The following is a 23,282-nucleotide window of genomic DNA, read 5'->3' on the forward strand; positions in this document are numbered from 1 at the left end:
CTCGTCTCGCTGATCACGGGCGCGAAGGCCGCCTGATGCACCCCGAGTTCCTGCACCGCGGGAGCACGGAGCGCTCGTCGCCGATCGGGGTCCACGCGGGCCTGCTCGTGGGCGACTGGACGCCGGAGTCGGGGCGCCGTGCCATCGGCACCGCCGCCTCGATCGGCTTCGACCTGATCGAGATCCCGGCGCCCGCCGACCCCGACGCCTCCGCGTGGACCTCCGGCCTGCTCGACGAGCACGGGATCGACGCGGTCGTCTCGCTCGCGCTGGACGCCGACTCCGACATCACCGACCAGGCCACGGCCGACCGCGGCGAGGAGCGGCTCCTGGCGGCCGTGCGGTTCGCCGAGGCGATCGGCGCCCGCTACGTCGGCGGAGTCACCTACTCGGCCATGCGCAAGTACGAGCACGCGGCCGACGCCGCGGCCCGCTCGCGCTCGCTCGACGTGCTGCGGAGGGTCGCCGCGGCCGCCGCTCCCGCCGGCGTCGTCGTCGGAGCGGAGTACGTGAACCGCTACGAGAGCAACCTGCTGAACACGGCCGCCCAGACCGCCGCATTCCTCCGCGAGCTCGACGCGCCGAACGTGCTCCTGCACCTCGACACGTTCCACGCCCACCTCGAGGAGGTCGACCTCGCGAGCGCCGTCCGCGACGCCGGCGACCTGCTCGGCTACCTCCACGCCTCCGAGAACCACCGCGGAGAGCTGGGCACCGGGAGCACCGACTGGACCGGGCTCGCGGCGGCGCTCGCCGACTCCGGCTACCGCGGCCCGCTCACCCTCGAGAGCTTCTCGCCCGCCGTCCAGCCCCCGGCCTCGGCCGAGGGCATGGGCCTCTGGCGCGAGCTGTGGAACGATCCCGTCGCGCTCGCGACGTCCGGTCACGCGTTCCTCGCGGGCCTGCTCGACACCGACCCCGCGGCCCGACGCCGCCCCTGAACCTCGCGGCCCGACGCCGCCCCTGAACCTCTCGAACCAAGGAGCACCACCATGACCACGAACCCTCTCGGAGTGCACGCCCTCGTCTTCGCCGGCGGCACCACCCCCGACGAAGTGACCGCGACGATCGAGCAGACCAAGGCGGCCGGATTCGACCTGCTGGAGCTCTCGCTGCACGACGTGCAGAACCTCGACACCGCCTCCGCCCGCGCCGCCCTCGAGGCGAACGACCTCGGCATCGTCTGCTCGCGCGGCCTCGCCTTCTCGGCCGACGTCTCCAGCGACGACCCCGAGGTCGTGGCCCGCGGCGCGAAGCTGCTCGCCGACTCCCTCGAGACCACGCACGCGCTCGGCGGCACCCACTTCACCGGCGCCCTCTACAGCGCGCTCGGCAAGTACAGCGCGCCCCTCTCGGCCGCGGGCCGCGCGAACGTCGTCTCGGTGCTGACCGACCTGGCCGCGGAGGCCTCCACGAAGGGGATGACCCTCGGCCTCGAGATCTGCAACCGCTACGAGACCAACGTCATCAACACCGCCGCGGACGCCCTGCGCCTCGCCGACGACATCGGCGCCGACAACGTCCTGATCCACCTGGACACGTACCACATGAACATCGAGGAGGACGACTTCTTCCGCCCGGTGCTGCTGGTCGGGGATCGTCTCGGGTATGTCCACATCGGCGAGAACCACCGCGGCTACCTCGGCAGCGGCCACCTCGACTTCACGACGTTCTTCCACGCCCTCGCCGCGATCGACTACCGCGGGCCCATCACCTTCGAGTCGTTCTCGTCGGCCGTCGTCTCGCCGACCCTCTCGAACGACCTGGCCGTGTGGCGGAACCTCTGGAACGACGGCCCCGCGCTCGCCCGTCACGCCCACGGCTTCCTGGTGAACGCGCTGGAGAGCAGCCGTGGCGAGGCCTGAGACCGAGGTCGCCCCCGAGGTGGAGTGGCCCGGGCTCGATGAGCTGGCCGGGCGCGCCCTCGCGCTGACCTCGCCGGGCCGCCGCGCGATCGTCGCGATCGCCGGAAGCCCCGGCGCCGGCAAGACCACGCTCGCCCGGGCCGTGGTCGCCCGCGCGAACGAGCTCGCGGGGGAGGGGACCGCCGCCTTCGTGCCGATGGACGGCTTCCACCTCGCCAACGCCACGCTCGACGAGCTCGGCCGCCACGACCGCAAGGGCGCCCTCGACACGTTCGACGGCTGGGGATTCCTCGCCCTGGTGCGGAGGCTGCGCGCCGAGACCGACCACGTCGTCTACGCGCCCACCTTCGAGCGCACCGTCGACGAGGGAGTGGCCGGAGCGCTGGCCGTGCACCCCTCCGCGTCGCTCGTCGTGCTGGAGGGCAACTACCTCCTCGTGGACGAGGGCCCGTGGGCGCTGCTGCGCGCCGAGTTCGACGAGGCCTGGTTCTGCGCGACTCCCGAGACCGAGCGCTTCGAGCGCCTGGTCGACCGCCACGTCTCCTTCGGCCGCGCCCCCGAGGCGGCCTCCGCCTGGGCCTCCGAGGTCGACGGGCGGAACGCGGTGCTGATCGAGGCCACGCGCGACCGCGCCGACCTGATCGTGTCGGGGACGGCGGCGGGGGTGGTCTGACGCTCTCCTGCACGTGACGTGCTCTCCTGCGCGCTGGATTCGCGGATTCGGCGAGCACAACGACATCCGGCGTGCAGGAGCGCCGGGATGTGATCCAACGGGCGCGCCCGGTCCGACCGCGCCTACTCCGTCGGGTAGTCGGGCGCGACGAAGACGCAGAACGGGTGGCCCGCCGGATCCGCGAGGACGTGGAGCGCCTCCTCCGGGTCGTCGCTCCTGTCCTCGATCAGCGCGGCACCGAGAGCGAGGGCGCGGGTCTTCTGCCGGTCGAGCTCGTCGGCGTCCGCGACCATGAAGTCGAGGTGCAGCTGCTGCGGGACGGGTCCCTCCGGCCAGGTCGCGCGCGGCAGGGCGGCCACCCGCTGGAACGTGAGCTTCGCGCCGTCGGCGGTGACGATCGCGACCCACTCCGCCTCGTCGTCGGAGCCGTCCGCGGGCGGCTCGTCGCCGGGACGGTACTCGCCGCCGAGCAGGGCGAGGTAGAAGGCGGAGGGGGCGCGGGCGTCCTCCGTGTCGAGGACGACCTGGCGCAGGCGCATGCGGGCAGGCTACCGCCGGACGGCCCGCACGGGCGCTGCGGATCGTGATCGCCGCACAACGTCGGCCGAGAGCAGGGTCCCTGCCCCGACAAGGCAGGCCGTCCCCTCTCAGCCGAGGTCGTGCAGCCCGCCGCGCGCCGCCTTGCCACTCCGCGCCCGCTTCCTCAACCCCTCCCGGCTCCCGGCCGCGCGCCAGGGCCCGGCGCGTACTGTGGCCGCTGACTCACGACGGCTACGAGGGAGACACCATGACGGAGCAGATCGGAATCCCCGAGGCCGCGGCACTGGGGAGCGAGCAGCGGAGCATCGCGATCCTCGGTGCGGGCGGCGACCTCACCGAGCGGCTGCTGCTGCCGGGCCTGGGCCGGGTGGCCGAGCTCGCGCGCGACCTCGAGCTCACGCTGATCGGGGCGGCTCGCACGCCGCAGACCGACGAGGAGTGGCAGGGCCTCGTCCGCCGCAGCCTCGAGGCGGCCGGAGTCGCCGCGCACACGGTCGAGGCGCTCGCGTCGCGCGCGCGCTTCGTCGCCACCGACGCCTCCGACCCGGAGCAGCTGAAGGCCCTCCTCGACGCCTGCCCGTCGACCCCGGTGCTCTACGTCGCACTGCCGCCGGCCATGGGGCACAAGGTCGCCGCCTCGCTCGCCGAGCTCGACCTGCCCGAGGAGCTGGTCGTCGCCATCGAGAAGCCGTTCGGCGAGGACCTCGACGACGCGATCGCCCTCAACGCGGCGTTCGCGAAGGTCCTCCCCGAGAGCCGCCTCTGGCGCATCGACCACTTCCTCGGCAACGCGACCGTGCTCGGGATGCTGGGCCTGCGCTTCGGCAACAGCCTCTTCGAGGCGAGCTGGAGCGCCGAGTCGATCGAGAAGGTCGAGATCGTCTACGACGAGACGCTCGGCATCGAGGGTCGCGCGGCCTTCTACGAGAAGACCGGCGCGCTGCGCGACATGCTCCAGAGCCACCTCCTGATGGTGCTCGCGCTGACCACGATGGAGCGCCCCGACGAGGTCACGCCCGACGAGGTCCACGCGCGCATGGCCGAGGTGCTCGGCGCCGTGCGGCTCTGGCGCGACGACCCCTCCTCCGCCCGCCGCGCCCGCTACACCGAGGGCCGCGTCGACGGCCGCTTCTTCCCGTCCTACGTCGACGAGCCCGACGTCGACCCCGAGACCGGCACCGAGACCCTCGCCCAACTGCTGCTCCAGGTCGACACCCCGCGCTGGGCCGGCGTCCCCTTCGTCCTCCGCTCCGGCAAGGCGATCGGCGACCCGCGCCGCGAGGTGGCGATCCACTTCCGCGCCGCCACGCCCCCGCGCGGCCTGCAGGCGGCCGAGGGCGACGCCGGGACGGTCCTCCGGATCGGCCTCAAGGGCGGCGACGTCAGCCTCGACCTGGTCGTGAACAGCGCCGACGAGCTCACCGACCTCGAGCGCACCACTCTGACGGCGCAGCCCGGCGCGGCCACGCTCGACCCCTACGCGCAGGTCCTCGCCGGGATCCTGCAGGGCGACACCCTGCTCTCGGTCCCGGGCGACGTGGCCGAGCAGTGCTGGCGCATCATCACTCCGGTGCTCTCCGCGTGGGCCGCGGGCGACGCTCCGCTGGACGAGTACGAGGCGGGGAGCGCGGGGCCCGAGAGCTGGTGAGCGCGCGGGGAGAGCCGACCGCTCCCCCCGCCGCCGCGCCTCAGTAGGCGAACTGCCACATGTAGCGGCGTCCCTCCAGCGCGTAGCCCCGGGCCGCGGCCCAGTGGGCGGCGAGCCGGGAGACCAGCGTCGAGTACACGAGCGGTGCGACGAAGGCGCGCTGGGGCGCCGCGATGCCGGGCAGCTCGAGGTCGCGGGAGTCGACGTAGTGGGTCGTCCCGCTGTACTGGTCGAGGAAGCTCCGGGCGCGCTCGCCCATCGGCCGCGTCGCGTCCTCCGCCAGGAAGACGAGGGACTGCGTCTCGCCGTCGAACACCTCGAAGGGGCCCTGGAAGAACTCGTCCGCGTTGATCGTCGCGGCGTGCATCCACTGCATCTCCTGCAAGTAGCAGGTGGTGAACGTCTGGCCGGGGCCCATGAGCGACCCGGAGGTGATCAGGTAGGTCACCGGGACGTCCTTCATCGCGGCGGCCAGCTCCTCCGCCCTCGGCTCGAAGGCGGCGACCGTGGCGACCATCGCGGACGGCAGGGCGCGGAGCGCCTCGAGCCGATCCGTCACGTCCACCCCGTCGCGGCGCAGGACCGCGAGCGCGAGCAGCTGCAGCACGAGCTGCGTGCCCTGACCGGTCTGCGCGACGAAGGCGGTGTCGAGGGCGAGCGCGAGCGGTCCCTCCTGCTTGAGGGTCACGCCGACCACGGCCGCGCCGCGCTCCTGCGCCCACTCGCCGGCCCGCACGGTCTCGGGGGTCTCGCCGGTGCCCGAGAGCACGACGACGAGGGCTCCGGGGCCGACCGAGGCGGGCGCCCGGAAGAAGAACTCGTCCGAGTTGTAGGAGGCGGCGGGCGTGATCGCGACCGTGTCGAGCAGGTACTGAGCGGCCTGGACGCCCATCAGCGATCCGCCCGCGCCGACCAGGAAGACGCGGTCGACCGCGGGGAGGGAGGCGACGTGGTCGTCGATCCGGCCCCACAGCGACAGAGCGTGCTCCATCGAGGGGGCGATGTCGTCGGGGACGGGGGCGACGGGGCCCGGTCCGAGGTAGGTGCCGTCGGTCATCGGAGTTCTCCTTCTGCGAGGGGGTGGGTCTGGTGGTCGAGGGCGGCGGCCGCGGGCGGGCCGGCCTCCTCGGTGATCTCGATCGGCGCTCCGTAGCCGAAGGCGCCGTGCTCGGTGCAGGTGAACGCGGCCGAGATCGAGGCCGCGGCCATGAGGTCGTCCAGCTCCTCGCCGCGCAGCAGCCCGATGAGCGTGCGGGCGATGAACGAGTCGCCGGCGCCGAGCGTGTCCACGACGCGCGTGGCGACCGGGGTGCTGACAGCCCGGTGGACTCCGTCGGAGAGCACGGCTCCGCGCTCGCCGCGGGTGACGAGGGCCCAGGAGGCGCCGGCGTCGAGGGCGCCGGCGAGCAGGTCCTCGATCTCGTCGTCGCTCCGGCCTCCTCCCGAGAACGAGGCGAGGAAGCAGTGCTGTGCGACGCCGGCGACGGACGCCCGGTCGAACTCGGAGGAGAAGTCGTACGACACGCGCGTCCGCTCGGCGAACGCGCCGAGGTGCTCGTCGAGGAAGCTCGAGGCGCCGACGTGCAGGGCGTCGAAGCCCGCGATCGTGTCGAGGTCGCCGGCCGAGGGGGTGAAGAGCGAGACGCCCTTGCCCGAGTCGAGGAAGACGCGGTCGCCGTCGATCAGGCCGATCCGGCAGTAGGCGGTCCAGCCCTCCTCCTGCCGCAGGCGCGACACGTCGACGCCCTCGGCGGCGAGGGAGGAGCGGAGGAGCCGGCCGGCGGCGTCGTCGGAGACGGCGCCGATGTAGGCGGTCGGGACGCCCTCGCGAGCGGCGTAGACCGACACGTTGACGCAGTTGCCGCCGGGGTACATCACGCCGTCCGCGGTGTAGCAGTCGACGACGTTGTCGCCGACGGCCACGATCCGGGGGTCGGCGAGCGGGAGCGGGCGCATCAGGCCGTCACCGCGCTGAACCGCGACGAGCGGAACGGCCGCAGCAGCGGGCTCGGCTCGCCGGAGAGGATCTCGAGGGCGATGAGCTCGCCGGCGATCAGGCCCAGGGTCGCGCCGCTGTGGGTGAAGAGCGCGTGCAGACCGGGGATCTCCTCGACCGCCCCGAGCACGGGCTCGCCGTCGCCCGGGATCGGCTTCGGGCCGGCTCCGAACGAGTCGAGCTCGAGCCTCGGGTTGCCCGCGAGCACGGCCGACGCCTCCTCCAGGGATTCTGTAGGTGAGTCCGGTCCCAATCGGCTACGTTGAGACCGGACTCACCGCGGTATCGAGGAAGCTACCCCGCGCTGGGAACGAGTGTCAAGGGCAGTGGAGCATCGGATCGGAAGGAGCGTCGTGGCCGAGATCACGAAGCGCAGGCGCGAGGTGACCGTGGCCGATGTGGCCCGGGAGGCCGGCGTGGGCAAGGCCACCGCGGCGCGCGCGCTGGGCAACTACGGCGCCGTCAGTGAGAGCGTCCGTGACCGGGTGCTGGCCGCCGCCGAACGCCTCGACTACCGGCCGAACGAGCTCGCCCGGAGCATGAACACGGGGAAGTCGAAGACCATCGGCGTCATCGTCGGCGACATCGAGAACGGCTACTTCGGCCTCGCGATGCGGGGCATCACCGACGCCGTCGCCGGAGCGGGCTACGACGTCGTCCTCATCAACACCTCGGAGGACGTCGACACCGAGGTCGACGCCGTGAGGGTGCTCCTCGACAAGCGCGTCGACGGCATGATCGTCTCGCCCGCGTCGTCCTTCCACACGCAGCACCTCCACGACGTCCACGCCACGGGGCGTCCCCTGGTCCTGCTGGACCGGCGGATCGACGGGCTCCCGGTCCCCTCCGTCGGTGTCGAGATCGCCGTGGCCGCCGAGCAGGCGACCGCCGCCCTGCTCGAGGCCGGGCACCGCCGCGTGGCGTTCGTGACGGCGCTCGCCGACCCCGGCGACTGGACGCCGGGAGAGCCCCTTCGCGTGTCCTCCGTGACCGAGCGCCTGTCCGGCATCTCCGCGGCGCTCCGCTCGGCGGGCATCGCGCCCGACCGGGAGCTGATCCACTTCGGCGCGATCGGCTTCGTCGAGGCGGCCGCCGTCCTCGACGACCTCCTGGCGCTCCCCGAGCCGCCCACCGCGATCCTCGCCTCCGACAGCCTCATCGCCCTCGACCTGCTCCGCGCCGCGAGGGCCCGAGGGCTGCGGGTCCCCGACGACCTCTCCTTCGTGATGTTCGACGACTTCCCGTGGGCCGAGCTGATCGATCCGCCCCTGTCGGTGGTCTCGCAGCCGATCTATGACGTGGGAGTCGCGGCCGGCCGCACGATCCTGCGCCTGCTCAGCGGCCGGACGGAGTCGGACGCGGAGCTGCTCGCCGCGACGTTCATCGCCCGGGAGTCCATCGGGCCGGTGGGCGGCGGCGCGCCGGAGGAGCGCGTGGACTGAGGCGTGGTGTGTCCGGCCCGGCTCGACCGCGCCGACCTCGCGGTCGTATGGCGCCACTCCGGTCACACCCGTATGCTGTCACGCATGATAGAGGGAGTCGGGGCACAGCTTCGGAAGGGCGTAGCCGAGTTCTGCATCCTGGGGCTGCTCGACACCGTTCCCATGTACGGGTGGGAACTGTCCACGCGTTTGCAGGAGGTCGGTGTGATCGGGAGTATCGGCACCCTGTACCCGCTCCTGGGTCGGCTGCGGGACCGTGGCTCGATCACTGCAGTCGTCGTCCCGAGTGCGCAGGGTCCGGCTCGGAAGTACTACTCGCTGACCGACCTGGGGAAGGTCGAGCTCGCGCGGTTCAGGGCGGAATGGCCGTCCTTCGTCGGGCAGGTGAACGAGACGATCGGAAGGGGAACGTCATGAGCACGACGACATCGCCGGCGGCGGCGCGCTACCTCGAGGAGCTGGAGAACGCATTGTCCGGCGTGCCCGCCGACCTCCGGAGTGAGATCTGGAGCGGGATCGCGGAAGAGCTGGACGGCCTCGACGACGATGCTGCCCGTGAGCGGATCGCTGAACTGGGAAGTCCCTCTCGGATCGCGGAGGCCGCCGGCGGGTCGCTCGCCGGGGGCGGCGGGTCGATCGTCGACCGCCCGTGGTTCGCCGTCGTCGCCTCGCTGCTCCTCGCCTTCGGCTGGCTGGTGATTCCCGGATTCGGCTGGCTCCTCGGCGCCTTCGCCGTTCTTCTGTGCTCGTCCTGGACCGTCTCGGAGAAGAGGAGGGCGTTGACGATCCCCGTCATCGCTGCCGTGATGGTCGGCGGTGCGATCGGGCTCTACTACTGGCTGTCGGCGATGCCGAGTTCCAGCATGACGACGTGGACGGTCCTGGCTGGTGCGTGGCTGGTCGGGGGTGGAACCAGCCTTGTTCTCGGGACGCGACTGTGCGCCCGCTTCGTGAGGACGCGGCGGGCGCACAGCGCGCTGGAATGAGCCGGATGAGCTCTGCTCGTCAGCTCCAGCTCACCGTCGCGGCTCCTCCGGAGACCGTCAGGCGCAACTCGAAGGTCGTGTTGTAGGGGACGCCGCACATCTGCGCGTTGATGAGCATCTGCGCGCGGTTGGCGAGCGGCCGGCCGAGGTAGTTGAGCAACGAGCCGCAGGCGCCGCCGATCGTCCAGGCCGGGCCCCACGGGTCGGCGGTCACCGTGTTGCTCGACAGGTTGTAAGAGGTGTAGAAGCTCATGCTCACCAGCCCGACCCAGGTGTCGATCTTGCAGCCGTTCCGCGCGGACCCGCTCTCGGAGCACTCGCTGATGCCGCGCGTCTTCGCGTCGGCGCCTTCTCCTCCGATGCGGACGACGCTGACGGATCCGTCCTCATACGAGGAGATCGTGTAATCGCCGTCAGGACGCTTCTCCTCGACCACCTTCCTTACCGTTATTTCCGTGGATTCGGGGCAGTTGTAGGCTCCGGAACGCGCCAGGGGTCCCGGGTATGGCTGACCGCCTTCAGCCGTCTGATGGCATGCCGTGATTAGCCGCCCGGGACCCCGCAACGGCAGGACCGCTCATTGAGAAACGCGACCAGATCGCCTCGTAAGGACATGCCGGCATGGTCGTTCACGGCGCACCGCACCCGCTGAACGGAAGGACCCTGCGTGCCCCAACTCTGGGCCGGTATCGACGCCGGCAAGACCGAACACCACTGCGTCGTCATCGACGGCAACGGAGCCAAGCTGCTCTCGCAACGGTTCAAGAACCGTGAGACGGCGATCCTGACCCTGATGGGCGATGTCGCGTCCTTGCCGGGCGGCACAGACGTCGCCTGGGCGACGGACCTGAACCACGGCGGGACGGGGCTGTTGCAGACGCTGCTCAGCTCGCATGCGCAGCCGCTGTTCTACATCTCGGGCCGGATAGTGCACCACGCCTCGGGCGCGTACCGGGGTGAGGCGAAGACGGACGCGAAGGACGCGGTCATCATCGCCGACCAGGCGCGGACCCGTCGAGATGTGACGCTGATGCGTCAGGCCGACGAGGTCACCGCGGAGCTGCGCCTGCTCTCGGCGCGCCGGGAGGATCTGGTGCACGATCGCACCCGGGCCGTGAACCGGCTGCGCGCCATCCTGGTCCACTACTTCCCGTCGCTTGAGGGGGCGTTCAACTACGCGACGACCAGGGGACCGTTGGTGCTGCTCACCCGGTACGCGACCCCCGGAGCGATCCGGCGGATGGGGGAGGCGCGGCTGGCGTCGTGGTTGAAGGGGCAGGGCTGCTGGAAGTCCGCGGCCGTGGCGAAGGCAGCGGTCGACGCTGCTCGCGAGCAGACGTCAGTCGTCGTGGGGGAGGGGGCAGCAGCGCGGCTGGTCAGCCGGTCCGCGCGTGATCTGCTCCGCATCCGCGACGAGGTCGCCGAGCTCGACGCGGAGATCGACGCCGCTTTGCAGGACAGCAGGGCCGCGGATCTGCTGGTGTCCATCCCGGGGTTCGGGCGCAGGCTCGCCGCGGATTTCCTCGCCGCGACCGGTACCGACCTCGCCGCGTTTGAGACGCCTGACAGGCTGGCCAGCTTCGCCGGTCTCGCCCCGGTGCCGCGCGATTCCGGGAAGATCTCCGGCAATCACCACCGGCCACGGCGTTACGACCGGCGGCTGTTGAACGCCTGCTTCCAGGCAGCGTTCATCGCGTCGAGAAACTGCCCGGTCTCGCGCTCGTTCTACGAACGGAAACGCCACGAGGGGAAGTCGCACAAGCAGGCGCTGATCGCTCTCGCGCGGCGCCGCATCAACGTCATCTGGGCGATCTTCCGTGACCAGACCACCTACAACCCCACCCCGACCCGGCCGAACGACCCCGTCACCCCACTTCCGCAGCACGGTCCAGATTCGCTATTGAGGAAGAGAACCGCTCCCGCTCTCGCGGCCGTTTGAAGCGTCCGGGCGAGCTCGGCCTGGATCCGGGCTGCGGGCACCCCTTGGAGCTCCCATCGGTCTTCGCGGAGGTCGCGCTCGTTCGGCGGGTGGACCCGTCAGTGGCGACGAGGAGGGATCGGGTGATGGTGTTCTGCAGGAGGCCGGTGAGGGTGCATCGATGATGCTCATCGCGCGCCTCCGAGCCAGAGTCCTGTTGCTGCGGCGATGACGCTGAGGAGGAGCGTGCCGAGGGCGTTGGTGGCGGAGGCGAGGCGGCGTCTTTCGGCGAGGAGGCGGACGGTTTCGAGGCTGGCGGTGGAGAAGGTGGTGTAGCCGCCGAGGAAGCCGGTGCCGAGGACGAGTCGCCACGGCTCGGGGGCGATGCCTGCGAGGGCGAGGCCGGTGATCAGGCCGAGGAGGAGTGATCCGGTGACGTTGATGACGGTGGTGCCCCAGGGGTAGGCGCCGCCGGTGCGGGCTTTGATGAGCCCGTCGAGGAGGAGCCGTGTTGCGGCTCCGATTCCGCCGGCGAGGGAGAGCGCGAGGAACAGTGCGGGTGTCATGCCGGCACCTTCCTCTGCGTGCGTCGCCGGTGGAGTGCGGCGGCGAGGGCGATTCCGGTCCAGGACGCGAGGGCGCCGAGGAGGACGGTGCCGAGCGCGTAGAGCGCGGCGGGTGCGGGGTGTCCTGTGGTGAGCAGGTGGGCGGTGTCGGTGGCGAGGGTGCTGTAGGTGGTGAAGCCTCCGAGCGCTCCGGTACCGAGCAGCAGCCGTGCGGTGCGGCGTCGGCCTTCGTCGCTGCCGGCTCTGGCGAGGCTCTCCAGGAGTACGCCGAGTAGGAGCGCGCCGACGATGTTGATGGCGAAGATGACGGTGTCGAAGGCGGGATCGGCGGGGAACGCGAGGGTCAGGCCCTCCCGCGCCCCGGTCCCGACTGTGCCGCCGGCGGCGACGAGGAGGAGGTATCGCAGGCGCAGGTGCACGGGACGTGGCGTCCCGTCGGGGGCGTCCTCGACGTCGAGGTCGCTGTCGACCGGCAGCTCGGGGTCGGGGTCCGGGGGGCGGTGACGGTGGCGGTCGTCAGTCACGGGGAGTGGGACCTTTCGGGAGGGGGCGGGTCAGTGGGTGAGGCCGTAGTGCAGCGTGGGGTCGAGGTGCTCGAGGTCGACGAGGCGGTTGTACTTCGCGACCCTCTCACCGCGCGCGGGGGCGCCGGATTTGATCTGCCCGACTCCGGTTCCCACCGAGAGGTCGGCGATGAAGGTGTCGAGGGTCTCGCCGGAGCGGTGGGAGACCATGCAGCGCATGCCGGCGTCGTGCGCGGCCGCGATCGCGTCGAGGGTGCCGGTGACGGTGCCGATCTGATTGGGCTTGATGAGTGCGGCGTTGGAGTAGCCGTTGCGGGCTCCGTCGCGGATGCGGTCGGCGTCGGTGACGTAGAGGTCGTCTCCCACGAGCTGCACCCGGTCGCTGATGGTGTGGGCGAGGAGGGCCCAGCCCTCGTGGTCGTCCTCGGCGAAGCCGTCCTCGATGCTGCGGATCGGGTAGTCGGCGATCAGCTTCTCGTAGTAGCGGGCGAGTGCGTCGCGATCGAGGTCGGTGCCGGCGACGGTGTAGTGGCCGTCGCCGTGGAAGAAGCCGTTCGCGGCGGGATCCATCGCGATCGCGATGTCACTGGTGCCGGGCTGGTATCCGGCGTCGGTGATCGCTGCGACGAGGAGGTCCAGGGCGTCTTCGGGCCGGTCGATGGGGGGCGCGAAGCCGCCCTCGTCGCCGAGCCCGGAGGTGCCGTAGGCGGTGCGGACGCGGGCGGCGAGGGCGTGATAGATCTCGGCGCCGATCTGCACTGCCTCCTCCTCGGTGCCGGCGGAGACGGGGGCAATCATGAACTCTTGAAAGTCGAGGCCGTTCGCGGCGTGCGCGCCGCCGTTGATGACGTTGAAGTGCGGGACGGGCAGGGAGGCGGTCGCCCCGGTGTGATCGGCGATCCACCGGTGCAGGGGCAGGCCGGTGCGCGCTGCGAAGGCGCGGGCGGCCGCGATGGAGACGGCGACGACGGAGTTCGCTCCGAGGCGGGCGAGGTTCGCGGTTCCATCCAGTGCTCGCAGCGCTTCGTCGATCTCGCGAAGCGAGGTCCAGGAGTGCTCGAGCAGGAGGGCGCGGATCTCGCCGTCGACGGCCGCGACAGCGGAGCGGACTCCGCGTCCGCCGAACGCGGGGCCGCCGTCGCGCAGCTCGACCGCTTCGAACGCGCCGGTCGAGGCGCCCGCGGGGGCGGAGGCGTCCAGGACGGTGTCGTCGTCTAGACGCAGGGTTACAGCGACGGTCGGGAAGCCGCGGGAGTCGAGGATCTGCCGTGCGGCGACGTCGGTGATGACCAGCGGGTGTCCGGCGGGGTGGGTGACGTACTCGCCCGATCCGTGGATGCTGGTGCGGGTGTGGCTGATGTAGGCGTTCATCAGGTTCCTCCTTCGTGGGCGAGCGTGATCGCCGCCCGGTCGGCTCTTGCGGGGTCGAGGTAGCGTCCGCTCCTCGAGATCGGTGTCCCGGACGGCCCGGTGTCGTACAGGTACGGCTGACCGGTCGGGATGTTCAGATCGCGGACCGCGGCATCGCCGAGGTCCTCGAGAAGGGCGCGCAGCGCGCGCAGGGAGTTGCCGTGCCCGACGATGAGCACCGTCTCGCCCTCCTCGAGGGCGGGCAGGATGCGCTCCGCGAGGAGCGGCTGCAGTCGGTGGACGACGTCGCGCAACGACTCCGTCTCCGTCATCGCCTCGGCCGGCTGCCCACGGAACGCCGCGGACCTGTGCAGCTGCGCGAAGGCGGCGGCGGACAGAGCAGGCGGGCGGACGTCCATCGACCGGCGCCACTCCAGGAAGGCGTCGGCCCCGTACTGGGCTCTGACGGCGCTTTTGGACAGGCCGGTGAGCGCTCCGTAGTTGCGCTCGTTCAGCCGCCACTGGGCCGCGACGATCCGCGGCCGCCCTGGAAGGGCGCCGGCGATGATCCGGGCCGATTCGGTGGAGCGTTGCAGGGTCGACGTGAGGATCAGATCGGGGTCGATCGATGCGTCCCTCAGCAGCGTCGCCGCCTGTCGCGCTTCGTCACGTCCGAGGTCGGTGAGGGGAACGTCGAGGACGCCGCAGAAGAGACCGTCGGCGTTGCCGGTGCTCTCACCGTGGCGCACGAGAACGAGCGGGGGATGCGCGGGCATGGGTCACCTACCTGGTCTCTGATCGAGAAGGTAGGAACCATCAGCCTCGGCGGCAGTTCGAGCTCACGCTCGGGCGGGATCCATCACCACTGCCGTCAGCCTACGCCCGCACCTCGGTCAGGACCAGGGCAGCGGCTCCGAATCATCGTCCGGGGAGAGGGGGATCATGAGGACCGGCCGGTGCTGACGGTGAGCGAGACGGGCGCCGACGGCGCCGGAGAAGACCTCCTGCACGGTTCGACGCAGAGACGGCTCCTTCGTGCCGACAATGATCATGACCGCATCGACACGGTCCGCGAGCGTCGCCAGAGCGTGTGCAACGTCACCGGCCATCTGATGCGTCTGCCACGGGACACGGTCACCGACGATCCGGTCAAGCCGCTCGAGGATCGCAGGATCGAACGGATCCTCGCTGCTGTCGGCGGCATCCGAATCCAACGGCATCGACCGCTCGACCAGCGGATCCTCTCCGAACTGCCCGTCGATGACGTACCGGCCCGTGTCCACCTGCACGAACTCCAACCGCCCCCCGAAACGCACGGCGAAGCGCAGCGCTTCCTGAATCACCGCTTCCGGCTGATCCGCCTGCACCCCGACCACGATCGCGTCCTCAGCCATCACGCGCACCTTTCCGATCCTCGTGCGCTCGGACGGAGAACAGTGACGCCGTACGGATCACAGCTGCTCCTATCTCCGCGCACACCACTGACAGAGATAGGGACTGTTGTCGACGTCGTCGAGGTTGGGTCCGGCGAGCCCCACCGCCGGAACGCACTGCGTTGATATCAGTGTGCACCCGCGCCGCCCCGCCCGCACCTGCAGTCAGGTCGCCGTCCGCTGGAGCCAGTGGAGTGTCGCAGATGCACTGCGGGCGACACCGGTGCCTTCCTCCCGGGTCTGGTCCCCGCCAGCGGCCCGCGCGTACACGCGCGGACGCTGCGGCGTACCCGGATCGGCTGCTACTGACCAAGCGCGCCTCGGGAACGAACGGCGGGATCACGCTCGACCCGACGATCGGGGTGTCGTCGAGGATGGCACGCGGTCGAACCGATCACCACGGAGACCACCGCGCGCGAGACGGTGAGAAGCAGCCCAGGCGAAAGGGGGTCTCGAATCGTCGTCGGCGCGGTTCACTCACTGCATGGATGGTCTGCCCTTCGTTGTTCTCGTCGTCATCTTTCTCGCCGCCGCCGCAGTGGTGTGGATCGCCGGCATCCAGTTGTCGAAGGCGACGGACGTTCTGGACGCGCGTCTGCACCTGGGGAGTGCGCTGGGCGGTCTGATCGTCCTCGCCGTCGCGACGAACCTGCCGGAGATCGCGATCACCGTGTCCGCCGCGCTCTCCGGGAACCTGGACGTCGCGGTCGGCAACATCCTCGGCGGCATCGCACTGCAGACCGTGGTCCTCGTCGTCCTCGACCTGTTCGGCAAGCGCGGAAAGGGTGCGAAGCCGCTCACCTACCGTGCCGCGTCCCTCACACTCGTGCTCGAGGGGCTCGTGGTCGTCGCGGTGCTCGCCGTCGTCATCGCCGGCAGCCAGCTGCCCTCCGGACTGGAAGTGTTGCGCCTGACCCCGGACGTCGTCCTCATCGCCGGCCTCTGGGTCGTGGGGCTGCTGCTCGTGCAGCGCTCCGGCAAGCACCTCCCCTGGCACGAGGACGGGCGGGCCCCCGACGCGACAGCATCCCCGGCGAAGAAGAAGACGCACCCGATGAGCACACGCAAGGCGACCATCGTGTTCACGATCTCCGCCGCGGCGACCCTCCTCGCCGGTGTCGTGCTCGAGCGCGCCGGTGACGCGGCATCCTCGCAGTTCGGTCTCTCAGGGGTGCTGTTCGGAGCCACCGTGCTCGCTCTCGCCACCTCCCTCCCCGAGATCTCGACCGGGCTGCAAGCCATCAAGCAGGGCGACGACAACCTCGCCATCAGCGACATCTTCGGCGGCAACGCCTTTCTCCCCGTCCTGTTCCTCGTCGCCACCGTCCTCTCCGGCACCGCGGTCCTCCCGCAGGCGAACTCGTCCGACATCTACCTCACCGCTCTCGCCGCCCTGCTCACCCTCGTCTACGTCGTCGGACTGATCTTCCGACCCACCCGCCGCATCGCCGGCATGGGGGTCGACTCGTTGATCGTGCTCGCGCTCTACACCGTCGGCATCGGCGGGCTCTTCGCCATCACCGCGACATGACGTCCGTGCCGCCGTGTGCAGATCGACCGGATCGCTGCAGCTCGAGCTGACACGGCCGCTGGCGTGATCGGCGTTGCGACGAGCCGTGCACCGGTCAGCGCATCTCGTGCGCGATCTCCAGGAACGCCGCCGCGGACGACCCGATGCGATCGGACCAGATGGCGCGGAGGGGTCGCACGAGTGCTGGTCCGCGGAGGGGCACTCGTATCAGTGAGCGCGCGGCGAGATCTGCTTCGACGGTGAGGATGCTCATGACTGCGGGCGCGATGCCGGCGCGGGCGTTCGCTCGGATGATCGCCGTCGTCTCAAGGATCGCGGCGGGAATCGCGGGTGCGAGCCCGGCGTCGTGGAGCCATGCTTCGAGGGTCGTCCGGGTGCCGGAGCCTTCCTCTCGCGTCAGCAGTGCGGTGCCGGCCAAGTCCTCGGCGCTGATACTCGCCGCGCGTGCCCAGGGGTGGTCCGGTGCTACGACGACAGCGAGTTCGTCCTCCGTGACCACGTGAGAGGAGAGCGTGGCCGTGGACGCCGGTGTCTCGACGAATCCGAGCTGCGCCGCACCGGATCTCACGAGCTCGGTGACCGTGGCTGAATTGCCGGCGATCAGCTGCACACTCACCTCGGGTGCGCGCTGTCGGAATTCGAGGAGCCAGCGTGGGAGCAGCAGTTCGGCGATCGTCTGCGACGCCGCGAGGACCAGTGAGCCGGTCGGCTGTCGCAGTGCCGCCGCGCCCGCCTCGAGGCGGCGGGACGCCTCGAGGACCGGGCCGGCCAACTCGAGCACGAGCCGGCCCGCGTCGGTCATCAGGGACCCGGTCGGAGAGCGGCGCACGAGCGGCTGCCCGATGGCGCGCTCCGCGACCCGCAGACGCGCCGAGACGGCCTGCTGGGTGACGCCGAGGGCTTCGGCAGCGCGGGAGAGCGAGCCCGCCTCGGCGATGCGCTCGAGCACCTCCAGCGTGTCGAGATCCAGGATCCGGTCCGTCAATCGCCGCGTCGCCACAAGCACTCATTGTGCCCCGCCAACCCGATCGCTGTATCGGCTGGTGACGGCGATGCTCAGGCTGGAGTCATGACAACTCTCTCCCCCGCCCGCGCATCTTCCTCGATCGGGCATCCTCCGCGGTCGAGGCGCTTGTTCCGGGAGCTGGAGCATCCGGGACTGATCGTGTCGAACCTGACGCCGAACTGGTTCGCGTCGATCATGGGCACCGGCATCGTCGCGGTCGCCGCCGCGTCCCTGCCCCTCCAGTTCCCCGGACTCCGCACCGGGGCCACCGTCGTCTGGGCGATCGCCGCACTGCTGCTCGTCGCGCTGACGGTCGCGACCGGGCTGCACTGGGTCCGCTACCGCGGTACAGCGGTGAGGCACCACCTGAATCCCGTGCTCTCGCACTTCTACGGCGCGCCGCCCATGGCGTTCCTCACCGTCGGCGCGGGAACCCTCCTCCTCGGCAAGGACTGGATCGGCCTGCCGGCCGCTGTCACCATCGACTGGGTGCTCTGGGGTGCGGGGACTCTCGGCGGGCTGGTGACGGCGGTCCTGGTGCCCTACCTCGCGTTCACCCGGCACGAGAACAAGCCCGATTCGGCGTTCGGCGGCTGGCTGATGCCGATCGTTCCGCCGATGGTGTCCGCTTCCACCGGCGCACTGCTGCTGCCGTACGCGCCCGCCGGGCAAGCGCGGGAGACGCTCCTGTGGTCCTGCTACGGCTTCTTCGGCCTCAGCCTGGTCGCGTCGCTGGTGGTGATCACCCTGATCTGGAACCGGCTCGCGCAGCACAAGGTCGGAGCAGCGGGGATGGTGCCGACGCTGTGGATCGTCCTCGGTCCGGTCGGACAGTCGATCACCGCCGTGAATCTGCTCGCCTCGAACGCGCCCACCGTCGTGGACGCCGGCACGGCGCGTGCGCTGCTGGTCGTGGCTCTGGTGTACGGCTTCGCGATGCTCGGCTTCGCACTGCTCTGGACCGTCATCGCCCTCGCGATCACCCTCCGCACCGCGAAGGAGCACCTGCCGTTCAGCCTGACGTGGTGGTCGTTCACGTTCCCCGTCGGCACCTGCGTCACCGGACTGAACGGCCTCGCCCTGCACTCCGGTCTCACGGTCGTCGCCGGCCTCGCGGTGCTCTACTACGTCGGCCTGGTCGCCGCGTGGATCATCGTCGCCGCCCGCACGTTCCACGGTTCCGTGATCCGCGGAACCCTGCTCGCACCACCGCGACCGGCCTGACCGGGATCGAGGACCATCGTGGACATCCGGACCCTGAACGCCCTCGCCGAGACCTGGCGGAGTACCGCGGACGCGACCGGACGCTTCGTTCCGGGCTTCGATCCCCGCTCCGGCGGCACCGCCAGTCGCGTCCTGGTGCTGATGCAGTCACCCGGCCCTCGGACGATCGCCGCGGGATCCGCTGCCGTCTGCAGCGAGGACAACCTCGGGCCCACCGCCGCCGCGTTCCGGGCGGCCCGAATCGAGTCCGGACTCTCCCGCGACCACTACCTCCGATGGAACCTCATCCCGTGGGAGATCCCTGGCCGCGTCCGCCCCGCGGACATCGAGCAGGGTCGGCTCGCGCTCGGTGAGCTGCTGGAGCTGCTGCCCGCGCTCGACGCCGTCGTCACCTACGGGACCGTGGCGCTCGACGGGGTCATGCGCTATCTGACCCTGCACGATGATCCCCGTGTCGTCCCCGTACTCGCGGCACCGCACCCCTCACCGGCCAACGGACGTCACCGCGCCGACCAGCACCTCCGCTCCGTGAACGCGCTCCGCCTCGCGAATCGTCTCGGATCCGGTCGGCGAATCGCAGACTGACGGCACTGAAGGCAGACGTCCGCGGCTCGGTCGGCACCGGTCGTCGTGACCGATGAGGCGCTGATCTCAGACGGTCCCCGTCCTCGGACCGCTGACGGGAGCGGCCGGGTCGTCCACGACGTCGACGGTGTACGCCGCGCCGTGCTCGAGCGTGTGGCCGACGGTGCACTGGCGATCCACGGCCCGGTGGGTGCGTTCGGACAGTGAGGCGATCCGCTCGGGATCGAGCGCCGACAGGTCGGCGCGGATCACGGCGGTGATGGAGTCGTAGCGGTCCTCACCCTCGGGCTTGGTCGCGGTGATGTCGGTGGTCGCTTCGAAGTCGGCTCCGAGTCGGCTGGCGAGGAGGTGGTCCGAGGAGAGCATGCCGCAGGCGGCGAGGGCGAGGTGCAGCAGCTCGCCGGGCGAGAACACGCCGTCGGCGTCCGACCCGCCGATGCGGACCTCGGCTCCTCGCGCGTTGCGGCCGATGAAGCTTCTCGGGCCCTCGCGGGTGATGTGCAGCGGTGTGGTCTCGGTGCTCATGGTCTGCTCCTGTCCTGTGTCCGCGGCACCGCGGGCAGTGCCGGTGTCTCCTGCGGGTGGGCGGTGTCTCAGGTGTCGGTGCGGACGAGGGGGGAGTTCGTGCCGCGGACCCTGATGTCGACGCCGGTGATCTCCGACCGGGCGATGCCCGTGGACGCCGCCAGGTCGACGGCGCGCTGCCCGGCCGCCGTCCAGGTGGCGACGGTGATCGTGCTGCCGTCTGTGCGGGTGATCACGAGTTCGTACTCCGCGTCGGCGGGCGCATCACCACTGTAGGTGCAGCTCCACTCCAGCCGGGTGCCCCACGGCTTCCCCTCGACCTGGATGTCCGCAGCGAGAGCGGGATCGTCCGCGATCGGGTCCATCGGTTCGAGGGTCGCCTCGCTCGCCACGGGAGCACCCGCGATGCCCGTGCCGAGAGCGACGCCTCCGAAGACGGAGGCGGTGACGGCGGCCGCGACGGCGAGGGACGTCACCAGCCGGCGCCGACGTCGGCGCGTCCGGACACGGTGAGCGATGGCGGGCAGCGTCACCGGGGAGGGCGGCGCGTCCTCGCCGTCGTCCGATGCGCTGATGGCGAGAGCGTCCTCGACGGAGAGCCGACCGACGATGCCGGGCAGTCCTGCCAGCTCTGCCACGGCCGCGCGGCAGGCCGCGCAGCCGCTGAGGTGCTGCTCGTACTCGAGTCGCTGATCCGCGGGGAGAGCGCCGAGGACGTAGGACGCGTCCCAGTCGCGGTACTCGTCCTCCGTCGCAGAGCTTCCGTGGTGGTCGTTCATCGGGTGACGCCCCTTTCCTGCAGAGCCAGTCGCAGTCCGCGCAGTCCGTAGTGCAATCGAGATTTCGCTGTTCCCTCGGGGATGGAGTGCCGGCGGGCGATCTCGGGGACGGTGTGTCCGAGGAAGTACGCGTCCACCACGATCCGACGATGCTCCACCGACAGCGATGCGAGAGCGTCGGCGACGAGGATGCTGTCCAGGACTGCGTCGGTGTGATCGGGGACGGCGCCGCCGCCGTCCTCGTCCTTCGCCGGCACTTCGCGTCGGCTCCGAGCGGAGCGGGCGTCGTCGATGACGAGGTTGCGGGCGACGGTGAACAGCCACGCGCGCGCGGCGTCGGCGTCGCGTTCGAGGACCTGCGGGCGCTGCCAGGCCCGGACCATCGTCTCCTGCACGACGTCCTCCGTCAGCGCCGCGTTCCGAGTGAGGTTCTGCACGAATCGCCGCAACGCCGGGCCGTGACTCTCGTACAGCGCCGCCAGGAGCTCATCGACGGGGCGGGGCACAGTGCTCACCGCCTCGAAGCGCCACGGCGCACTCCGTCATCTCGGTTGCTCCGATCACTGCGGGTCATCCCTTCCGGTCCTTGCCTGTCGAGAACCGGCGACCCGTCCGGGCGATGCGCTTCGCTGCGCGGGGACGGGTCGCCGTCGCATCAGGACGCCGGGGTGGCGGTGCTCATGCCCGCAGCTTCCTTGTTCATCGTGCCGTCAGGGAGGAGGACGTACCAGGCGTCCTTCACACCCTGCCCGTTGACCTGGCCCGGTGCGGTGTCCTTCGCGAACCGGTAGACCGGCCATCCGTCGACGGTCAGCTGGGTCGTCCCGTCGGTGCGCGTGATCGAGCCGACCTCTGCGGTGATCCCGTCCGCGGCGGTCGTGCTGGACGCCGACACGGCCGGCCAGGTCGTGGCGCACTCGTCGTAGCAGCTGCTGCTGCCCGAGTTCTGCGTGTCCTTCGTGAACGTGTAGACGGTGGAGCCGGCCTCGTCCGTGATGATCTCGCCCAGCGGCGAGGACGCCGTCGTGAGAGCCGCCGTCTCAGCGGAGGCGGAGGCGGTGGCGGAGGGGCTGTCGGCCGGCGCTTCCGACGAGGCGGCCGAGCCGGCGGCCGTCGAGCATCCGGCGAGAAGGACGGCGGCGAACGCCGCAGTGGTCACAGTGGTCGCGATTCGCTTGAGCATGATGCCTCCTGTAGTGCGGGGGCCGAGGTGGCCCCACCGAGGACACGACACAGCAGTCGCGGACGTTCAACGAGGCGAGAAGATCGCTGGGAGAGCATTCGCGCGGCAGGCGGCTTCAGCGAGGCCGAGGCGAACGAGCACGCAGACCGCCAGGGAACGGTGACGGCACTTGCGCTCCCGCTGAAACAGCTGCACACTGGACCCAAGTTCTTCGTACCAAAAATCACGCCAGCCACCGAGCTGGCTTTTTTCATGCCCAAGCCGGCCTCGCGCCGGCTTTTTTCATGCCCGGCCGGGATCTGAGCACGCGCCGCTCTCCTGGCCCCCTCCTCTCCTGCCGACGTCCGCGCGACGTCTGCAGCGCCAGCTCACCGAGCCATCCGGCCCGGTGTCATCGGAACGCGCTCGCGCGTTCACCCCGCGGAGGTCACATTGCTGAACTCGCTGCTCGAGATGCTGTTGAAGGAGGTGGACCCCAACGTCGCGCTCGTGTGCCTCACGAGCTACTTCGGACTCCGATTCATGGTGAAGAAGATCGAGGACTTCCTCGTCATCTTCCTGCCCACCAAGGAGCCGGCACGACGCAAGGCCCTCCTCCAGCGAAGCCGACGCCCCAAGGCGTAACTCGAAAACGCCCCTCCTTCGTGGAGGGAAGAGCTCTGCCTCCGATTGTCCGAGAAAACATCAGCTTTATAGGACAGTCCGACGGCGGCCACTCCAAGGTCGACTTCGGCCGGAACTGTGGACCGCGGCAGTCTGTGGCCGTGTTCCGACACCGCTTCATGTCGTTCCCAGGTTGAATCGAACTGATCGGAGCGGAGTCGCACAAGCCCAGCGCTGCTGGGTATCAGGAGCGGACGAGTCGAGCACGTGTTCATTCCCGGCGATGTCAACTCGCTGCGGAGGGTTCTGCCGCGATGACCGTCGCGGTTCACGGACCCGAGCGGACGCCGACCTCCGGCCGGCGGCGGTGCTGAGCGCTGTGCGCATTTTTTGCCTGGAAGCCTTCGGCAGCGTACGGGCCTGCGGCGTCCACGCAAGCCGCTGCGCGGCCGGCTCCTCCGAGGTTCTCGGCACGCGGTCGCTGCGCTCCCTCACATCGCGCCGACAACCTCTCCTCCGCCGCCCTTCGGGTTGCGCTCCCGCCTCCGACCCTGCTCGGCACTACGTGCCTTCCAGGCAAAAAACGCTGGGAGAGAAGGAAGAACGATCGAGCCAGACCACCCCCGCTGGCTTGACAAATGTGATTGAGAATCACGGTCGGGTTCGCGCTCGACAGCGAGTCCCACGCCTCGCCGGCGAGGTACGCCTCGACCAGGTCGTCCTGCGTCTCCGAGGGAACCCCGTACTCCGAGAGGAACGCTCGGGCGGTCACGACCTCCGCGCGTTCCGTGTCCGAGCTCGCGCTCGCGGGCGCGGCTCCGATGAGCGCGAGTGCGAGGACAGCGATCCCCGCCATCAGCTTGGATCCGAATCCAGACACGAGTGTCTCCGTTTCTTGTTCCGAG

The 23,282-nt window shown here is 70.6% G+C and carries 27 protein-coding genes and 1 riboswitch; of the genes, 12 read left to right on the forward strand and 15 right to left on the reverse strand.

Annotated elements, in window-relative coordinates; translation table 11 throughout:
* The 3 genes from C5C24_RS10080 to C5C24_RS10090 all read left to right on the forward strand — a co-directional run.
* Positions 1-941, forward strand: a 941-nt coding sequence (locus C5C24_RS10080; protein WP_219812858.1) for a sugar phosphate isomerase/epimerase, incomplete at its 5' end; no start/stop codon positions are given.
* 51 nt (positions 942-992) lie between these two features.
* A complete protein-coding gene (locus C5C24_RS10085) occupies positions 993-1,865 on the forward strand; it encodes a sugar phosphate isomerase/epimerase (RefSeq protein WP_104225811.1) in 873 nt (290 codons plus the stop codon).
* Positions 1,852-2,538, forward strand: coding sequence for a nucleoside/nucleotide kinase family protein (locus C5C24_RS10090; protein ID WP_258065149.1), 687 nt, complete (start codon positions 1,852-1,854; stop codon positions 2,536-2,538). The genes C5C24_RS10085 and C5C24_RS10090 overlap by 14 nt, the downstream gene beginning before the upstream one ends.
* A 122-nt stretch (positions 2,539-2,660) precedes the next feature.
* Here C5C24_RS10090 and C5C24_RS10095 read toward each other — a convergent pair whose 3' ends face one another.
* Entirely contained in the window at positions 2,661-3,077 is a 417-nt protein-coding gene (locus C5C24_RS10095) for a VOC family protein (protein WP_104304872.1), read from the reverse strand.
* 248 nt (positions 3,078-3,325) lie between these two features.
* Between C5C24_RS10095 and C5C24_RS10100 the strand changes: the two genes are divergently transcribed.
* Positions 3,326-4,726, forward strand: a complete 1,401-nt coding sequence (locus C5C24_RS10100) for a glucose-6-phosphate dehydrogenase (RefSeq protein WP_104304873.1) — start codon at positions 3,326-3,328, stop codon at positions 4,724-4,726.
* A gap of 40 nt (positions 4,727-4,766) precedes the next feature.
* Here the strand turns inward: C5C24_RS10100 and C5C24_RS10105 are convergent, their stop codons facing one another.
* Genes C5C24_RS10105 through C5C24_RS10115 form a run of 3 tightly spaced genes read right to left on the reverse strand, consistent with a single transcriptional unit; the run spans position 4,767 to position 6,930 of the window.
* Positions 4,767-5,783, reverse strand: coding sequence for an SIS domain-containing protein (locus C5C24_RS10105; RefSeq protein WP_104304874.1), 1,017 nt, complete (start codon positions 5,781-5,783; stop codon positions 4,767-4,769).
* Positions 5,780-6,682, reverse strand: coding sequence for a PfkB family carbohydrate kinase (locus C5C24_RS10110; protein WP_104304875.1), 903 nt, complete (start codon positions 6,680-6,682; stop codon positions 5,780-5,782). Before C5C24_RS10110 ends, C5C24_RS10105 begins: the two co-directional genes overlap by 4 nt.
* Entirely contained in the window at positions 6,682-6,930 is a 249-nt protein-coding gene (locus C5C24_RS10115; protein WP_258065150.1) for a hypothetical protein, read from the reverse strand. Before C5C24_RS10115 ends, C5C24_RS10110 begins: the two co-directional genes overlap by 1 nt.
* Before the next feature lie 145 nt (positions 6,931-7,075).
* Between C5C24_RS10115 and C5C24_RS10120 the strand changes: the two genes are divergently transcribed.
* From C5C24_RS10120 to C5C24_RS10130, 3 genes are all read left to right on the forward strand, one after another.
* Positions 7,076-8,164 (forward strand): LacI family DNA-binding transcriptional regulator, encoded by a 1,089-nt coding sequence (locus C5C24_RS10120; RefSeq protein WP_104304876.1) that lies wholly within the window; start codon positions 7,076-7,078, stop codon positions 8,162-8,164.
* Between the two features lie 84 nt (positions 8,165-8,248).
* The gene (locus tag C5C24_RS10125) at positions 8,249-8,581 is read left to right on the forward strand and encodes a PadR family transcriptional regulator (RefSeq protein WP_104281914.1); all 333 of its coding nucleotides are present in this window, start codon (positions 8,249-8,251) and stop codon (positions 8,579-8,581) included.
* Positions 8,527-9,150 carry a hypothetical protein gene (locus tag C5C24_RS10130; RefSeq protein WP_146082578.1) on the forward strand — a complete coding sequence of 208 codons (624 nt, stop codon included), beginning with the start codon at positions 8,527-8,529 and terminating at the stop codon, positions 9,148-9,150. Before C5C24_RS10125 ends, C5C24_RS10130 begins: the two co-directional genes overlap by 55 nt.
* 19 nt (positions 9,151-9,169) lie before the next feature.
* Here the strand turns inward: C5C24_RS10130 and C5C24_RS10135 are convergent, their stop codons facing one another.
* Positions 9,170-9,586, reverse strand: a complete 417-nt coding sequence (locus tag C5C24_RS10135) for a hypothetical protein (protein ID WP_104304878.1) — start codon at positions 9,584-9,586, stop codon at positions 9,170-9,172.
* Positions 9,587-9,817: 231 nt separating this feature from the next.
* On the opposite strand from C5C24_RS10135, the gene C5C24_RS10140 reads away from it, so the two are divergent.
* Positions 9,818-11,089 (forward strand): IS110 family transposase, encoded by a 1,272-nt coding sequence (locus C5C24_RS10140; protein ID WP_244255929.1) that lies wholly within the window; start codon positions 9,818-9,820, stop codon positions 11,087-11,089.
* Positions 11,090-11,256: 167 nt separating this feature from the next.
* Here the strand turns inward: C5C24_RS10140 and crcB are convergent, their stop codons facing one another.
* From crcB to C5C24_RS10165, 5 genes are all read right to left on the reverse strand, one after another.
* Positions 11,257-11,634 carry a fluoride efflux transporter CrcB gene (gene crcB, locus C5C24_RS10145; RefSeq protein ID WP_104277738.1) on the reverse strand — a complete coding sequence of 126 codons (378 nt, stop codon included), beginning with the start codon at positions 11,632-11,634 and terminating at the stop codon, positions 11,257-11,259.
* A complete protein-coding gene (locus C5C24_RS10150) occupies positions 11,631-12,158 on the reverse strand; it encodes a CrcB family protein (protein WP_258065151.1) in 528 nt (175 codons plus the stop codon). The genes crcB and C5C24_RS10150 overlap by 4 nt, the downstream gene beginning before the upstream one ends.
* Before the next feature lie 30 nt (positions 12,159-12,188).
* Positions 12,189-13,529: a phosphopyruvate hydratase gene (gene eno, locus C5C24_RS10155; RefSeq protein WP_104277737.1), complete on the reverse strand. Its 1,341-nt coding sequence runs from the start codon at positions 13,527-13,529 to the stop codon at positions 12,189-12,191.
* Positions 13,529-14,284, reverse strand: a complete 756-nt coding sequence (locus C5C24_RS10160) for a 2,3-diphosphoglycerate-dependent phosphoglycerate mutase (protein WP_104277736.1) — start codon at positions 14,282-14,284, stop codon at positions 13,529-13,531. Before C5C24_RS10160 ends, eno begins: the two co-directional genes overlap by 1 nt.
* A gap of 24 nt (positions 14,285-14,308) precedes the next feature.
* Positions 14,309-14,381, reverse strand: a riboswitch (Fluoride riboswitch).
* 20 nt (positions 14,382-14,401) lie between these two features.
* Complete coding sequence (locus tag C5C24_RS10165) at positions 14,402-14,902, reverse strand: universal stress protein (protein ID WP_146079716.1); 501 nt, start codon at positions 14,900-14,902, stop codon at positions 14,402-14,404.
* Positions 14,903-15,425: 523 nt separating this feature from the next.
* Here C5C24_RS10165 and C5C24_RS10170 point away from each other — a divergent pair.
* Positions 15,426-16,472, forward strand: a complete 1,047-nt coding sequence (locus C5C24_RS10170; protein WP_104304879.1) for a sodium:calcium antiporter — start codon at positions 15,426-15,428, stop codon at positions 16,470-16,472.
* 94 nt (positions 16,473-16,566) lie between these two features.
* On the opposite strand, the gene C5C24_RS10175 is transcribed toward C5C24_RS10170, so the two are convergent.
* A complete protein-coding gene (locus C5C24_RS10175) occupies positions 16,567-17,457 on the reverse strand; it encodes a LysR family transcriptional regulator (RefSeq protein ID WP_258065152.1) in 891 nt (296 codons plus the stop codon).
* A gap of 147 nt (positions 17,458-17,604) precedes the next feature.
* On the opposite strand from C5C24_RS10175, the gene C5C24_RS10180 reads away from it, so the two are divergent.
* Entirely contained in the window at positions 17,605-18,702 is a 1,098-nt protein-coding gene (locus C5C24_RS10180; protein ID WP_258065154.1) for a TDT family transporter, read from the forward strand.
* An 18-nt stretch (positions 18,703-18,720) separates the two neighbouring features.
* Positions 18,721-19,287, forward strand: coding sequence for a uracil-DNA glycosylase family protein (locus C5C24_RS10185; RefSeq protein ID WP_230674225.1), 567 nt, complete (start codon positions 18,721-18,723; stop codon positions 19,285-19,287).
* A gap of 66 nt (positions 19,288-19,353) precedes the next feature.
* On the opposite strand, the gene C5C24_RS10190 is transcribed toward C5C24_RS10185, so the two are convergent.
* The 4 genes from C5C24_RS10190 to C5C24_RS10205 all read right to left on the reverse strand — a co-directional run bounded on the left by C5C24_RS10190 (position 19,354) and on the right by C5C24_RS10205 (position 21,774).
* Entirely contained in the window at positions 19,354-19,812 is a 459-nt protein-coding gene (locus C5C24_RS10190) for an OsmC family protein (protein ID WP_055794432.1), read from the reverse strand.
* A gap of 68 nt (positions 19,813-19,880) precedes the next feature.
* Complete coding sequence (locus C5C24_RS10195) at positions 19,881-20,591, reverse strand: anti-sigma factor (protein ID WP_055794430.1); 711 nt, start codon at positions 20,589-20,591, stop codon at positions 19,881-19,883.
* Complete coding sequence (locus C5C24_RS10200) at positions 20,588-21,097, reverse strand: sigma-70 family RNA polymerase sigma factor (RefSeq protein WP_055794427.1); 510 nt, start codon at positions 21,095-21,097, stop codon at positions 20,588-20,590. The genes C5C24_RS10195 and C5C24_RS10200 overlap by 4 nt, the downstream gene beginning before the upstream one ends.
* A gap of 149 nt (positions 21,098-21,246) precedes the next feature.
* Positions 21,247-21,774 carry a hypothetical protein gene (locus C5C24_RS10205; RefSeq protein ID WP_104304882.1) on the reverse strand — a complete coding sequence of 176 codons (528 nt, stop codon included), beginning with the start codon at positions 21,772-21,774 and terminating at the stop codon, positions 21,247-21,249.
* Positions 21,775-22,206: 432 nt separating this feature from the next.
* Here C5C24_RS10205 and C5C24_RS10210 point away from each other — a divergent pair, with 432 nt between their 5' ends.
* Entirely contained in the window at positions 22,207-22,398 is a 192-nt protein-coding gene (locus C5C24_RS10210; RefSeq protein WP_104304883.1) for a hypothetical protein, read from the forward strand.
* Positions 22,399-23,282 lie beyond the last annotated feature (884 nt).

This window comes from Rathayibacter sp. AY2B3 (assembly GCF_002931755.1).
Taxonomy (GTDB): Bacteria; Actinomycetota; Actinomycetes; order Actinomycetales; family Microbacteriaceae; genus Rathayibacter.